Consider the following 14,684-nt stretch of genomic DNA (forward strand, 5'->3'; position numbering starts at 1 on the left):
CCCATGGACAACTCCGATATCGCGATCACGTTGGTCTTGATTTCTGCCTTTATGCACGCCACTTGGAATGCCGTAGTTCGCGCCGGTAGCAGTCGCTTCATGACCTTGGCCATGGTCGACGGCACCGCGCTAGTGATATGCCTGCTGGCGTTGCCGTTTGTAAGTGTGCCTAGCCTGGAGGTATGGGGCTATATACTCGTCTCTGTGGTGCTCAATACGGTCTACCGGCTATTTTTGATTAAAGCGTACGAAACGGGTGACTTCGGTCAGGTTTACCCGGTGATGCGTGGGGTGCCGCCCGTATTGGTCGTGCTGTTTTCTTACTTTCTGCTGCATGAACAGTTGTCCTCCCAGGCGTTGACGGGAGTGTTGCTGATTTGTGTGGGGATTATCAGCTTGACCTTTGTGCGCAGGATGACGGCGCAGATGTTCAAGCCGATCCTGATGGCGGTGTGCGCCGGTGCGTTTATTGCGTCTTACACGGTGGTGGATGCTAAAGGTGTAAGAGCCAGTGAGACGGTGCTGCAGTACATTATTTACCTGACAGTATTCCAAAGTATCCCGATCCCGATGCTGGCGTTTTCCAAAGAACGTTCAACCTTGGCTCGTGCGATACGTGGGCACTGGCGAGTTGGGCTATTAGGCGGTGTTTTTTACCTGGCGTCTTACGGATTGGTGTTGTTTGCCTTGTCGCTGGACGCGGTGGCCAAGGTCTCAGCTCTGCGGGAAACCAGTGTTATTATCGGCGCCATTATTGCTGCGCTGTTCTTTCACGAACGGTTCGGTTGGCGACGGATGCTTTCGGCGTTCGTCATTGTTTGCGGGATCATTTTGATCAAAGTGAGCACCTGATGGCCCAGCGTCCGCCCCCCACACCTATGCTTCAGGCGTTCGTCAGCGCAGCGCAAACCGGTAGTTTCGCCCGTGCAGCGTCTGAGCTTAACCTCACCGCCAGTGCCATTAGCCATCAAATCGCGGGCTTGGAGGAATGGTGGGGCGTGTCGTTGTTTGAGCGGCACTCACGCGGCGTCAAGCTGACTGCAGCAGGGCAGGCTCTGTTGCCAGTTACCGATGAGTTTTTCAAGGCGCTGGATGGGGTATTGCATTCACTCAATCCCGGTAAGTCCCAACCGTTATACCTATCATGCACGTCTTCCCTCTGTTCGACGTGGCTAATCCCCAGGATGCACGGCTCTCACACGCAGGCTTCATTCAACCTGGATCTGGTGTTGACCAGCGCCGACATGAGCAGCACCAGCCTGGAGGCCCATCAATACGATGTCGCCGTGGTGATGGGGTACGGTGACTATCCGGATCATTATGTCGAACTGTTGATGCGCGACGCCGTATTCCCCGTGTGTTCGCCCGATTTTCTGCGGTTGAAGGGCGGCATTGTTCTGGAGAATGTCGCCCGCTATCCGCTGATTCATCGGGTGGACGATCAGGTATGTCCGGGGTGGGAAAGCTGGTTTGCGTTTCAGGGGCTGGCGCCGCCGCCTTATCACCACGGGCCGAGATTTCCGGATTCGAGCCTGGCGATCAGCTTGGCGGTGAAGGGCGGAGGGATTGCGCTGGGCAGGACTGCGTTGGTGTATGACCAACTGGAAGACGGTGCGTTAGTTGCGTTGAATAGCCCTGTGATGATGTCCCCTGCGGCCTACTACATCATTTGTCGAAACGGGCGTCAGTCGGAGCCGGAGATTGCTCGGCTGATTGAATGGCTCAAGAACAGCGCGGGTGAGTTTCTGCGCGAAGTTCGGCTTCGGCATCCGCAAATTGCTGCAGCAGGAGCGGTCTAAATGTAGGAAGCCTCCGTTGCTCCTTTTAGCACCTCACTTCGCAAACCTGATCTCCCGCGTCTGCCCCATTAACAACCCCTGATTCTGCTCCGTCACTTCCCGAATGTAATCCCACAACAACGTAATCCGCTTCAACTTCCTCAAATCCTCTCGGCAATACATCCAGAACTGCCGCGTAATCGCAATCTGCTCTCCCAGCACCGGCAGCAAGCGCGGGTCCTGCGCGGCCAGAAAGCACGGCAATATCGCCATCGACCGGCCTTGCTGGGCCGCCACGTATTGCGCGATCACGCTGGTACTGCGCAGGCTGGCGCTGGCGCCGGGCACCACATTGGCCAGGTACAGCAACTCCGAGCTGAAGGCCAAATCATCCACATAGCTGATAAACGGATGCTCGGCCAGATCCGCAGGTTTGCGGATCGGCGGGTGTTGGTCGAGGTAGTCCTGGGTGGCGTACAACTGCAATTTGTAGTCGCACAGTTTGCAGCACACATACGGTCCGTGTTCCGGGCGTTCCAGGGCGATGACGATGTCGGCTTCGCGCTTGGACAGGCTGATGAAGTGGGGCAGGGGCAGGATATCCACCGAGATCGCAGGATAAGTGTCGACGAAGTGGCTCAGTTGCGGGGTGACGAAGAAGCTGCCGAAGCCTTCGGTGCAGCCCATGCGCACATGGCCGGACAGCGCCACGCCGGAGCCGGACACCTGTTCGCAGGCCATGTGCAGCGTGCTTTCGATGGATTCGGCATAACCCAGCAACCGCTGGCCTTCGCTGGTGAGCACGAAGCCGTTGGTCCGGGATTTTTCGAACAGCAGCGTGCCGAGGGACACTTCCAGAGAGCTGATGCGCCGCGACACGGTGGTGTAGTCCACCGCCAGGCGCTTGGCGGCCACGCTAGCCTTGCGGGTGCGGGCTACTTCGAGGAAAAACTTCAGGTCATCCCAGTTCAGGGCGCCCAGGGAGGTGATGTTTTTTTGCATATTGGACCGGCTTTTATGTGCGTTCTTATTAGAGATTTGCACATCTATACTCCAAAAACAGTCCGAACGCCTCATTCTTCAAGGCGATTCAACGCCTTGGTTCTCTGCATAACTACAAGATTCTGGAGACCCCATGAACGCATCTGCCGATATTTCCGTGCAACAGGTCAAGTTGCTGATCAACGGTGAGTGGGTCGAGTCCAAGACCACCGAGTGGCAAGACATCGTCAACCCGGCCACCCAGCAAGTGCTGGCCAAAGTGCCGTTCGCCACGGCCGATGAAGTCAACGCGGCCATCGATGCTGCCCATCAAGCGTTCCAGACCTGGAAACTCACGCCGATCGGCGCGCGCATGCGCATCATGCTTAAGCTGCAAGCCTTGATCCGCGAACATTCCAAGCGCATTGCTGTAGTCCTCAGCGCCGAGCAGGGCAAGACCATTGCCGATGCCGAGGGCGATATTTTCCGTGGCCTGGAAGTGGTGGAGCACGCTTGTTCCATTGGCACCCTGCAAATGGGTGAGTTCGCCGAGAACGTGGCCGGCGGCGTGGACACCTACACCCTGCGCCAGCCTATCGGCGTGTGCGCCGGCATCACCCCGTTCAACTTCCCGGCGATGATTCCGCTGTGGATGTTCCCGATGGCGATTGCCTGCGGTAACACCTTTGTACTCAAGCCTTCCGAGCAAGACCCGTTGTCGACCATGCTGCTGGTGGAGCTGGCGCTGGAAGCCGGTGTGCCAGCCGGCGTGCTCAACGTGGTGCATGGTGGCAAGGACGTGGTGGATGCGCTGTGCACTCACAAAGACATCAAGGCGGTGTCCTTCGTCGGTTCGACGGCTGTGGGCACGCATGTCTACGACCTGGCCGGCAAACACGGCAAGCGTGTGCAGTCGATGATGGGCGCCAAGAACCACGCGGTGGTGCTGCCGGATGCTAACCGAGAACACACCCTCAACGCCCTGGTCGGTGCCGGTTTCGGCGCGGCTGGCCAGCGTTGCATGGCCACCTCGGTGGTGGTGCTGGTGGGCGCGGCCAAGCAGTGGCTGCCAGACCTCAAGGCCCTGGCACAAAAGCTCAAGGTCAACGCCGGCAGCGAAGCGGGCACGGATGTCGGCCCGGTGATCTCCAAGCGCGCCAAGGCACGTATCCTGGAGCTGATCGAAAGCGGCGTGAAACAAGGCGCCAAGCTGGAGCTGGACGGCCGCGACATCAAAGTGCCGGGCTTTGAGCAAGGCAACTTTGTCGGCCCCACCCTGTTCTCAGGCGTGACCACCGACATGCGCATCTACACCGAGGAAATCTTCGGCCCGGTGCTGGTGGTACTGGAAGTCGAGACACTCGATCAAGCCATCGCCCTGGTCAACGCCAATCCGTTTGGCAACGGTACAGGCCTGTTCACCCAGAGCGGTGCGGCGGCGCGTAAATTCCAGAGCGAAATCGATGTGGGCCAGGTCGGCATCAACATCCCCATCCCGGTGCCAGTGCCGTTCTTCAGCTTCACAGGCTCTCGCGGTTCCAAGCTCGGCGACCTGGGTCCTTACGGCAAGCAAGTGGTGCAGTTCTACACCCAGACCAAAACCGTCACCAGCCGCTGGTTTGATGACGACACGGTCAACGATGGCGTCAACACCACCATCAACCTGCGCTGAATCCGGGAGACGACCATGAAAATTGCATTTATCGGCCTGGGCAACATGGGCGCGCCCATGGCCCGCAACCTGATCAAGGCTGGGCACGCGCTTAACCTGTTCGACCTGAACCAAGCGGTACTCAAGGAACTTGCCGAACTGGGCGGCACTATCAGCAGTTCACCGCGTGACGCCGCCCAAGGCGCCGAATTGGTGATTACCATGCTGCCGGCAGCCGCCCATGTGCGCAGCGTGTGGCTGAATGAAGACGGTGTACTCGCCGGCATCGGCAAAGGCATCCCCGCCGTGGATTGCAGCACCATTGACCCGCAAACCATCCGTGAAGTAGCGGCTGCGGCAGCCAAACAAGGCGTGGACGTGGCCGATGCGCCGGTCTCCGGTGGCACCGGCGGTGCCCAGGCCGGGACGCTGACCTTCATGGTCGGCGCCAACCCGGAATTGTTCGCCACCCTGCAACCGGTGCTGGCGCAGATGGGCCGCAACATCGTGCACTGTGGTGATGTCGGCACTGGGCAAATCGCCAAGATCTGCAACAACCTGCTGCTGGGTATCAGCATGGTCGGCGTCAGTGAAGCCATGGCCCTGGGCGATGCACTTGGCATTGATACACAAGTGCTGGCCGGCATCATCAACAGCTCCACGGGGCGCTGCTGGAGTTCCGATACCTACAATCCTTGGCCAGGCGTGATCGAGACCGCGCCATCATCGCGTGGCTATACCGGTGGTTTTGGTGCCGACCTGATGCTCAAGGACCTGGGCCTTGCGACTGAGGCTGCGCGCCAGGCGCATCAGCCGGTGATTCTCGGCGCAGTGGCCCAGCAGTTGTATCAATCCATGAGCCAGCGTGGGGAAGGGGGCAAGGACTTCTCGGCGATCATCAACAGCTATCGCAAGCTGTAGGAGCGAGCTTGCTCGCGAAAAATGTGAGAGCAACGCGTTCATCCTGGATGAGCGCGTTTTCGTTGACGATCTTCGCGAGCTCGCTCCTACAGGGACGGGGATGGGTCAGGCAAACACAAAATACTTACGCACAGTCTCGACCACTTCCCACGTCCCCTTCATCCCTGGCTCCACCACGAAGATATCCCCAGCGCGCAGATGGATCGGCTCCATGCCTTCAGGCGTGATCACGCAGTAGCCTTCCTGGAAATGGCAGTATTCCCACTTCACGTATTCCACGTACCACTTGCCCGGTGTGCAGATCCAGGTGCCCATGATCTTGCTGCCGTCTTCGCTGGTGTAGGCGTTGAGGTTGACAGTGTGCGGGTCGCCTTCTAGCTTTTCCCATTTGCAGGCATCCAGGACCGGCAGTGGGTGGGTGTCGCGCAGTACGGTGATGGGCTTGGACATGATGACTCCGAGGCAGGAAAGGGAAAACTCAACCCTAAGGCCTCGGGCGTTGCGCCAGTGGTCTGAACTCGACATTGGGATGCCCAGAAGCGCAGTCACCTGAACACCGCGGTCCCCTGTGGGAGCCGGGCTTGCCCGCGATGGCAGTGGCACAGCGAGCATCTCCATTGCCTGACACTCCGCTATCGTTGGCAAGCCAGGCTCCCACGAGAGGTCGTGGCGTATCTGAGCGACAGATCTGTGCATCAAACCGATGTTTCCTCGCAGTAACTGCGAAAGATTTCCCGTATCGCGCCAGAATTCGCAAGAAAATTCACAGCCGGCCCTCGTATCATTGCCCTCAGAACGAGTGAGAGCCTTGCGATGAATCCAATAAAAACGTGGTGGGATATCAGCCCGCCCTTGAGCACGGCCACCCCGACCTGGCCGGGTGATACGCCGTTTCAGGAAGAGCGTGTGTGGCAGTTCGGCCCGGAGTGCCCAGTGAATGTGGGGCGCGTGACCCTGTCGCCGCACACCGGCGCCCATGTGGATGCGCCGCTGCATTACAGCGCCGATGGCGCGCCGATTGGCGAGGTGTCGCTGGATGTGTACATGGGGCCGTGCCGGGTATTGCATTGCCTGGGCAGCGGCGCCCTGGTGCAGCCCCATCAGTTGCAAGGGCGTGTGGATAACGTGCCCGAGCGCGTGCTGCTGCGCACTTATCCACAAGCGCCACTGACCGACTGGGATTCGAACTTCACCGCCATCGCCCCCCAGACCATTGAGCTGCTGGCCAGCCTGGGGGTGCGCCTGATCGGTATCGATACGCCGTCCCTGGACCCGCAACAATCCAAGACCATGGATTCGCACAACGTCGTGGCGCGCCATGGCATGGCGATCCTCGAAGGCATCGTGCTCGATGACGTACCGGAGGGCGACTATGAACTGATCGCGCTGCCGCTGCGCTTCGCCAACCTGGACGCGAGCCCTGTGCGCGCCATTCTCCGCCCGCTCAAGGAGCCCACGCGATGAGCCAATGTCCTTTTTCAGCTGATTACCAACCGCCGGAAGAATGGCATAACGCCGAATTGAATTTCTCCGAGTCCATGAGCTATGGCGACTACCTGGACCTGGGCAAAGTCCTCAGCGCCCAGCACCCGCTGTCGCCAGACCACAACGAAATGCTCTTCATCATCCAGCACCAGACCTCTGAGCTGTGGATGAAACTGATGCTTCACGAACTCAAGGCCGCCCGCGAACATGTGCGCCTGGGTGAGCTGCCGCCGGCGTTCAAGATGCTGGCGCGGGTGTCGCGGATCTTCGATCAACTGGTGCACGCCTGGGCGGTGCTGGCGACCATGACGCCATCAGAGTACAAGGCGATTCGCCCGTTCCTGGGGCAGTCGTCGGGGTTCCAGTCGTTCCAGTACCGCGAGATCGAATTCATCCTCGGCAACAAAAGCCCGGCGCTGCTGCGGCCCCATGCTCATCGCCCGGAGTTGCTGCAGCAATTGCAGGTGGCGATTGCCACGCCGTCGCTGTATGACGAGGCCGTAAACCTGATGGTCAAGGCGGGGTTGGCGATTGATCCCAAGCGCGCCGAGCGCGACCCGACCGCAGCCACGGTGCACGATGAATCGGTGGAAGCGGCCTGGCGCGAGGTATATCGCGACCCGAGCCGTTACTGGGATTTGTATCAGTTGGCCGAGAAGTTTATCGACCTGGAAGATTCGTTCCGCCAGTGGCGCTTCCGGCATGTCACCACGGTGGAACGCATCATCGGCTTCCAGCCGGGTACTGGCGGTACTGAAGGCGTGGGGTACCTGCGCAAGATGCTCGACACGGTACTGTTCCCTGAACTCTGGCGAGTACGTTCCACGCTCTAAACAAAAAAGCCCCGGATTACCGGGGCTTTTTTTATGTGAAACACAGTCAACTGTGGGAGCTGGCTTGCCAGCGATGGCGGTGTATCAGCCGGCCCACCCGTTGGCTGACACGCCGCCATCGCGGGCAAGCCCGGCTCCCACTGGTGTTACTGCGCCACAGCTACTTTCCCGTTTCTGATCCGAAACCGATAGGCAACGTAGATAATCCCCACCCACACCGGCATCGCGTACACCGACTCACGAATTCCCGGAATCGCCAGCATCACCCCGATGATCATCACCATGAACGCCAGGCACAGGTAGTTGCTGAACGGGAACCAGAAGGTCTTGAACGACGGCGTCACGCCTTGCTCGCCCATGGCCTTGCGGAACTTGATGTGGGTCAGGCTGATCAGCGCCCAGTTGATCATCAGCGAAGCAACCACCAAGGCAAACAGCAACTCCAGCGCACTGTGCGGCGCGACGTAGTTGACCACCACGCACAGCATCGTCACCAACGCCGAAATCGCCAACGCCCGTAGCGGCACGCCTTGCTTGTTGAGCTTCATCAGCGCCTTGGGCGCGTCACCTTGCTCGGCCAGGCCGAACAGCATGCGGCTGTTGCAGTACACGCCGCTGTTGTACACCGACAACGCCGCGGTCAGCACCACGAAGTTGAGGATGTGGGCGGCGGTGTCGTTGCCGATCAGCGAGAAGATCTGCACAAACGGGCTGCCGCTGTAGGCATCGCCTGACGCGCCGAGGGTTTGCAGCAGTTGATCCCACGGGTACAGCGACAACAGCACGGTCAGCGCACCGACATAGAAAATCAGGATGCGGTACACCACCTGATTGATTGCCTTGGGGATCACCTTGCGTGGTTCGCTGGCCTCGGCGGCGGTGATGCCGACCAGTTCCAGGCCACCGAACGAGAACATGATGAAGGCCATCGACATCAACAGCCCCATGCCGCCATTGGGGAAGAAACCACCGTGGCTCCACAGGTTGCTGACCGAGGCCTGGGGGCCGCCGGTGCCGCTGAACAGCAGGTAGCAGCCGAGCACGATCATGCCGACAATCGCCACCACCTTGATGATCGCAAACCAGAATTCGGCTTCACCGAAGAACTTCACGTTCAGGGTGTTGATCAGGTTCACCGCGACGAAGAACACCAGCGCGCTGACCCAGGTTGGGATCTCCGGCCACCAGAACTGGATGTACTTGCCCACCGCCGTCAACTCGGCCATGCCCACCAGCACGTAGAGCACCCAGTAGTTCCAGCCCGCCAGGAAGCCTGCGTAACCGCCCCAGTATTTATGTGCGAAGTGGCTGAAGGAACCGGCCACCGGCTCTTCGACGATCATCTCGCCTAGCTGGCGCATGATCAGGAACGCGATAAACCCGGCCACCGCATAGCCCAGGATCATCGACGGCCCCGCCGACTTGAGTACCCCGGCCGAGCCGAGGAACAAGCCTGTACCAATCGCACCTCCCAAGGCGATCAGCTGAATGTGCCGGTTTTTCAGGCCACGCTTGAGGCCCACCGGGTTAACCATGTCATCCGCCATTAACATTCCCTTCTACTTGTTTTTCTCAAGGGTGATTGCACGCCGCATCGGCCCCTCAGAACTGCTGAGGGTCAGATATTACTCTGCGTAAACTTTTCGTAATACAGCTGAACGCCATCAAGTGCCTGATCCGCCAGCCATTGCTGGATGGATTCGACCATCGGAGGGGGGCCGCACACGTACATATCCGCCGATCTGTCCCGCAGTTCGGCCAGGTCGAAATGCTCGGTGAGGTAGCCGCGTTTGCCCGTCCACTCGGCTGAGGCGTCGCTCAGCACTTCGGTGTAGCGAAAGTTCGGGATTTTTGCCGCGTAGGCGTGGATACGCGCCGCTTCACATAAATCTTCGGCGCCGCGCACGCCGTAGTACAGGTGCACAGGTTGCGTGCAGCCGTTGACGGCCAGCTCATCGAGCATGCCCAACAACGCCGACAACCCGGTGCCGCCCGCCACCAGTACCAACGGTTGGGTGACATGCCGCAGATAAAACGCACCCAAGGGCGCCTCCATCAACATTTCATCACCTACTTGGCAGCGTTCACGCAGGTAGTTGCTCATGACTCCATCGGGCAGCAGGCGTACCAGGAACTGCAATTGATTACCCGGCCGGTTGGCGAAGGAGTAGGAGCGCCAGCTATCGGTGCCGGGCACCGACAGACGCGCATATTGGCCCGGCAAAAAATCCAGTGGCTGGTCCAGTTGCACCTGCAAGATGGCGGTGCTGGTCGAGACCTGCTGCACCGCGCTCACCGTGCCGCGTACCTGCGCGGGCCCGGGGGCGTTGCACAGGCTCGAATCAAAGTCGAAATAGAAGGTGGCGTCGGACTTCACCCGGGTCTGGCAACTGAGCATCTTGCGCTGTTGCAGGTCGAGGCTGGAAAGGGCTTCGTCGTCGACATAGTCCTGGGTGTACTCGCCGGATTCGCAACGCCCCTGGCAGGTTCCGCACACGCCTTCGCGGCAATCGAGCGGGATCTTGATGCCGTTGCGCAGGGCCGCGTCCAACAGGATTTCATGACCCCCCCCGGGAAAAAACAGGTTCTCGCCACCGGCAAAGCGGAGGGCCTTTTTGTGATTCATTGATAAACCTGTAGGAGCGCCCCTGTGGCGAGGGAGCTTGCTCCCGTTGGGCTGCGTAGCGGCCCCAAAAAAATGGGAGCGCTGCGCACTCCAGCGGGAGCAAGCTCCCTCGCCACAAGGGGGATGTGCTGGTTTTAAAGGTGATAGAAATCCAGCACCGAGTTGATGGTGTCGTTGAGCAGCAAGGCGTGCTTGCGCATGATCAGCCAGCTGTCGCCCTCGGGCTTGAGGCGATAGGTTGCATGCCCATAGAACTGCTCGGACGTGGCCAGGCGATAAAACAACGTGTGCCAGTTCAAACGCACCTCCAACGTGCCGTCGGCCTGCTCGGCAATGCGCACGTTGTTGATCAGGTGCAAGGTGCGCGGCATCGGCGTGGCAGAGGCGGCTTTGCCGGTGCGCAGGCGGAACACGCGGTCTTCCAGGCCCGAGCGGTTGGCATAGTAGATCAACGACATCTCGCGCTTGGGGTCTTGGGTGTAGACGTGTTCGGAATCCCATTGCGGCAGGTGGAATTCACTCTGCGGGTCGAACAATTGCACGTAGGCGTCCCAGTCCTGGGCATCGCACAGTTCGGACTTGCGGTAGAAGAACTGCTCGATCTGGTACTGCAATTGCGCATTCATCATTTCACCTCCCGCAGTGTCAGGGCTCGCTCGTCCAAACCCTTGAGCAGAAACTGCTGCCAGTTGCGATGCTGGTTGACGTACAAGCCTTCATGGGTGAATTCGGTGCCGGTCATCGCCGGTTGGATGCCAATGGCCTCGCTGTTGGGCGTCGGCCCGGTCTCCCAGCGATGGCTGCCGCGAGAAATATCGCTCCAGCGCTCCAGGCGGCCCTGGAAACCGCGCTGGGCTTCGCGAAATTCCACCAGGTCGTCGGGCGTGCCCATGCCCGAGACGTTGAAGAAGTCCTCGAACTGGCGGATCCGGTTTTCGCGATCGGCGTCGGACTCACCTTTCACGCCCAGGCACTGGCTGATGATTTCGGTCTTGTTCCAGGCCACCGGGCGGATGATGCGCAGCTGCGAGCTGATCTGGTCGAGAAAGAACAGGCTGGGGTAGATGTTCAGGTTGCGCAGGCGGTGCATCATCCACTCGGCCTTCTGCTGGCCGTGTTCTTCTACCAGGCGCGGCATGATGGTGGCGTAGCCGGAGCGCACGCTGGGGTTGGGCATGTCGCTGAACAACACACTGTGGCCGTTATTGAAGGCGAACCAGCCGTCATCGGTATTCGCGTCGCCGGCGCCGAGCTTGCTGTAGTCCAGCGTGGTGCTGGAACCCGTGCCGTTTTCGGTGTTTACCTGCTGGCGGTGCTGCACGGTGGCCACGTAGTTGTAGTGCACGGTGCTGACGTGATAACCGTCCAGGCCGTTTTCGTTTTGCAGCTTCCAGTTGCCGTCGTAGGTGTAGGCGGACTTGCCCGGCAGCACTTCCAGCTCACCGGTGGCCGATTGCGCCACCATCATGTCGAAGAACACTTTGGCATCGCCCAGGAAATCTTCCAGGCTGTTGGTGCCGTTCACGTCCAGGCTGATAAACACAAAGCCCTTGTAGCTGTCGATGCGCGCTTTTTTCAGGCCGCGGGTGGCCTTGTCGAAACCTTCCGGGTATTCCCCTGGCGCCTTGACCTTCACCAGTCGGCCATCGCTCTTGTAGCACCAGGCGTGGAACGGGCAGGTGAAAGTGGATTGGTTGCCCTTGCCCACGCGGGTGAGGGTAGTGCCGCGATGCTGGCAGGCGTTGATCAGCGCGTTGAGCCGGCCTTCGCCGTCACGGGTGATGATCATCGGTTGGCGCCCGGCGCGCATCGTCACGAAGTCGTGGTTATTGGCCAGTTCGCTTTCGTGGCAGGCGTAGATCCAGTTTTTTTCGAAGATCAGCTCCATCTCCAGGTCGAACAGTTCGGGCTCGGTGAACATGTCGCGGGCGATGCGGAACACTTCATCTGCCGGGCGAAAGTCCAGGCAGCTTTCGATAAAGGTTTTCCACTGCTCGACGGTTCTTGCACCACTCATGGGAGGCACCTTTTGATCATGGCTAAACGGTGAGCCATTAAGCGGCTGCAATGCGGTAGCGGGCTATCCGCTTAATGGGGGAACGCAGGCCGCAAAGTTGGGCAACAAATACCCATGGCGGTGCGCGCAGGTGACGGCATGCGCTACTGTGATGGTGGGCGATGGTCGTAGAACCCTGGGATTTATCCACATAGTCGGCCCTTACTATCCACCCAGTGGCCACGCTGCTGGCGTGGCCTGGAACTTGCTGTCGAGGTTCAACGACGCGCCGCCAGAGCGCGCAAATGCCTAACCGCCGTGGGTGCACCCTGATGAGTAGCCAGACACGCGATATTCATATTCAACGCTTCGACCTGGAAGGCGCGCGCAGCTGGATGTCCGGCATCTGCGGGCCCCATCGCCTGGCGACGGCCACCCCCGAACGCCTGCGCTTTCACCACAGCGCCAACGTGTTCAAATCCCGCGCCACCACCCTGGGCGTGATCGAGTACGGTACCGATGTGACCATCGACATCGAAGACGCCGAGCACTTTCGCAGCTACAGCTTGAGCCTGCCGCTGGTGGGCGAGCAGGAGCTGAGCAAGAACGGTGAGCGCCTCAGTTCCAACCGCGACCAGGGCGTGATCATTTCACCCAATGAGCATCAGGTGCTGGCGATTTCCGGTGACTGCCGCAAGTTGCAGGTGGTGATCACCCGCGCGGCGATGAGCGAGTCACTGGAAGGTTTGCTGCAACGGCCCATCGATGCACCGCTGCGGTTTGAGTCGGTGATGGATGCTGTGGACGGAGCACCGGCCTCGTGGTGGCGCATGGCGCGATACTTCATCGCCGAACTGGAATGCAGCAGCGAGTTGTACGAGCAGGCGGCGTTTACCCGTGACCTGGAAAGCTCGCTGATCAAGGGGCTGATCCTGGCCCAACCGAATAACTACTCTGAAGAGTTGCGCGAGGTGTTGGGGGTAAAACTGCCGTACTACTTGATCCGTGCGCGGCAATTCATCCACGACAACGCCCGTGAAGTGCTGCACCTGGAAGACCTGGAAGCGGCGGCGGGCGTGTCGCGGTTCAAACTGTTCGATGCGTTTCGCAAGTACTTCGCACTGTCGCCCATGGCGTATCTGAAGAAGCATCGGCTGGGGGCGGTGCGCCAGGAAATTTTGGAGCAGGGCTCAATGCGCACTATTTCTGAAATCGCCCTGGGCTGGGGGTTTACGCACCTGGGGCGGTTTTCGGCGGAATACCGCAAGCTGTTCGATGAGTCGCCCAGCCAGACATTGCAACGCAAGCGCCTGCGCAGCCTTTGAAACCAATGAAGATCAAATGTAGGAGCGAGCTTGCTCGCGAAAAACGTTAACGATAACGCGTGCTTGCTGGATGAACGCGGCGCCTGTGAGTTTTTCGCGAGCAAGCTCGCTCCTACAAGGGAATTGCGGTGTTTGGGAAAATCTCAGATCAACTCTTCAACCAGTTGCAGGCAATGAGTCAGCCCCGGCGACTGGTCATTCACCCGCCGGCTCAGAATGATCGGCGAAGTCGCAGTGGCCTCCACAATCGGCGTATAGCCAATATCCGCCCGATGCAGCACCTGCACCGACGCCGGCACCAACGTCACCCCCATACCTGCGCCCACCAGGCCAATAGCGGTCTGCAATTCGTTGGTCCACTGCGCCACCTTCAGGCTCAAGCCATGGGCGTCGAACAGCGCGATCACATGGTCGGCATAACTGGGGCGCGGGTTGCCGGGGTAGAGCACAAAGGGTTCGCCGGCCAACTGGGCGAGGGTGGCCGGGGCGCCCAGCAACGGGTGACCACTGGGCAGCACTGCTACCAGGCGGTCCTCCACCAGTACGCGCTGGACGATGGCCGGATCGTCGATGCGAATCCGCCCGAAGCCTACGTCAATGCGGCCAGCCTTGAGCGCTTCGACCTGCTGCAAAGTGGTCATCTCCGACAAACCCAGCTCCAGCTCCAGGGCCTCGTGAGTGCGCAGGCGCCGAATCAGCTCCGGCAGCACGCCATACAAGGTCGACGGCGCAAAGCCGATGCCCAGCCAGGTTTTCTCGCCTTGGCCGATGCGCCGGGTGGTGTCGCAGACCTTGCCCAGTTGTTCGAGCAGCATATTGGCATGCTCATAGAAAAACCGTCCGGCCTCTGTCAGCCGCAAGGGCCGGCTGCGCTCCAGCAGCACCACCCCCAGTTCGTCCTCCAGTTGCTGGATCTGCCGGCTCAAAGGCGGCTGGGCGATATGCAAGCGTTCGGCAGCTCGGGTGAAGTTGAGGGTCTCGCCCAGCACCTGGAAATAGCGCAAGTGACGCAGTTCCATATCGACTCCTTTCATACCTTGAGGGTATCGCACGAGACCAATTCTATATTGGAAGCCCAAAAAAATGCG

The 14,684-nt window shown here is 59.8% G+C and carries 14 protein-coding genes; 7 read left to right on the plus strand and 7 right to left on the minus strand.

Annotated features, from left to right (window positions below; all coding sequences use genetic code 11):
* Positions 1–3 precede the first annotated feature (3 nt).
* Together GIV26_RS09565 and GIV26_RS09570 are read left to right on the plus strand one after the other, a co-directional pair.
* Positions 4–852, plus strand: a complete 849-nt coding sequence (locus tag GIV26_RS09565) for an EamA family transporter (protein WP_054897000.1) — start codon at positions 4–6, stop codon at positions 850–852.
* Entirely contained in the window at positions 852–1,799 is a 948-nt protein-coding gene (locus GIV26_RS09570; RefSeq protein ID WP_236280258.1) for a LysR substrate-binding domain-containing protein, read from the plus strand. Before GIV26_RS09565 ends, GIV26_RS09570 begins: the two co-directional genes overlap by 1 nt.
* Before the next feature lie 33 nt (positions 1,800–1,832).
* Here the strand turns inward: GIV26_RS09570 and GIV26_RS09575 are convergent, their stop codons facing one another.
* Complete coding sequence (locus GIV26_RS09575; RefSeq protein ID WP_034128788.1) at positions 1,833–2,780, minus strand: LysR family transcriptional regulator; 948 nt, start codon at positions 2,778–2,780, stop codon at positions 1,833–1,835.
* A 133-nt stretch (positions 2,781–2,913) separates the two neighbouring features.
* Here GIV26_RS09575 and GIV26_RS09580 point away from each other — a divergent pair, with 133 nt between their 5' ends.
* Positions 2,914–4,431 carry a CoA-acylating methylmalonate-semialdehyde dehydrogenase gene (locus GIV26_RS09580; RefSeq protein ID WP_054921501.1) on the plus strand — a complete coding sequence of 506 codons (1,518 nt, stop codon included), beginning with the start codon at positions 2,914–2,916 and terminating at the stop codon, positions 4,429–4,431.
* A 15-nt stretch (positions 4,432–4,446) separates the two neighbouring features.
* Positions 4,447–5,331: a 3-hydroxyisobutyrate dehydrogenase gene (mmsB, locus tag GIV26_RS09585; RefSeq protein ID WP_236280260.1), complete on the plus strand. Its 885-nt coding sequence runs from the start codon at positions 4,447–4,449 to the stop codon at positions 5,329–5,331.
* A gap of 105 nt (positions 5,332–5,436) precedes the next feature.
* Here mmsB and GIV26_RS09590 read toward each other — a convergent pair whose 3' ends face one another.
* Complete coding sequence (locus GIV26_RS09590; RefSeq protein WP_003230905.1) at positions 5,437–5,781, minus strand: cupin domain-containing protein; 345 nt, start codon at positions 5,779–5,781, stop codon at positions 5,437–5,439.
* A gap of 363 nt (positions 5,782–6,144) precedes the next feature.
* Between GIV26_RS09590 and kynB the strand changes: the two genes are divergently transcribed.
* Positions 6,145–6,795 carry an arylformamidase gene (gene kynB, locus GIV26_RS09595; RefSeq protein WP_060764181.1) on the plus strand — a complete coding sequence of 217 codons (651 nt, stop codon included), beginning with the start codon at positions 6,145–6,147 and terminating at the stop codon, positions 6,793–6,795.
* Entirely contained in the window at positions 6,792–7,649 is an 858-nt protein-coding gene (gene kynA / locus GIV26_RS09600; RefSeq protein ID WP_072434974.1) for a tryptophan 2,3-dioxygenase, read from the plus strand. Before kynB ends, kynA begins: the two co-directional genes overlap by 4 nt.
* Positions 7,650–7,795: 146 nt before the next feature.
* On the opposite strand, the gene GIV26_RS09605 is transcribed toward kynA, so the two are convergent.
* The 4 genes from GIV26_RS09605 to antA all read right to left on the minus strand — a co-directional run bounded on the left by GIV26_RS09605 (position 7,796) and on the right by antA (position 12,292).
* On the minus strand, positions 7,796–9,196 hold the full coding sequence (locus GIV26_RS09605) for an amino acid permease (protein ID WP_034128783.1): 1,401 nt from the start codon (positions 9,194–9,196) through the stop codon (positions 7,796–7,798).
* A 71-nt stretch (positions 9,197–9,267) separates the two neighbouring features.
* Positions 9,268–10,275, minus strand: coding sequence for an anthranilate 1,2-dioxygenase electron transfer component AntC (gene antC, locus GIV26_RS09610; RefSeq protein WP_236280263.1), 1,008 nt, complete (start codon positions 10,273–10,275; stop codon positions 9,268–9,270).
* 134 nt (positions 10,276–10,409) lie between these two features.
* Positions 10,410–10,901 (minus strand): anthranilate 1,2-dioxygenase small subunit, encoded by a 492-nt coding sequence (antB, locus tag GIV26_RS09615; protein WP_127881040.1) that lies wholly within the window; start codon positions 10,899–10,901, stop codon positions 10,410–10,412.
* A complete protein-coding gene (gene antA, locus GIV26_RS09620; RefSeq protein WP_060764175.1) occupies positions 10,901–12,292 on the minus strand; it encodes an anthranilate 1,2-dioxygenase large subunit in 1,392 nt (463 codons plus the stop codon). The genes antB and antA overlap by 1 nt, the downstream gene beginning before the upstream one ends.
* A 311-nt stretch (positions 12,293–12,603) precedes the next feature.
* Between antA and GIV26_RS09625 the strand changes: the two genes are divergently transcribed.
* Positions 12,604–13,596, plus strand: a complete 993-nt coding sequence (locus tag GIV26_RS09625) for an AraC family transcriptional regulator (RefSeq protein ID WP_200584423.1) — start codon at positions 12,604–12,606, stop codon at positions 13,594–13,596.
* A gap of 143 nt (positions 13,597–13,739) precedes the next feature.
* On the opposite strand, the gene GIV26_RS09630 is transcribed toward GIV26_RS09625, so the two are convergent.
* The gene (locus GIV26_RS09630; protein ID WP_054896990.1) at positions 13,740–14,615 is read right to left on the minus strand and encodes a LysR family transcriptional regulator; all 876 of its coding nucleotides are present in this window, start codon (positions 14,613–14,615) and stop codon (positions 13,740–13,742) included.
* Positions 14,616–14,684: the final 69 nt, after the last annotated feature.

The organism is Pseudomonas sp. PA-1-3F, assembly GCF_021609665.1.
In the GTDB taxonomy this organism is placed as follows: domain Bacteria; phylum Pseudomonadota; class Gammaproteobacteria; order Pseudomonadales; family Pseudomonadaceae; genus Aquipseudomonas; species Aquipseudomonas paracarnis.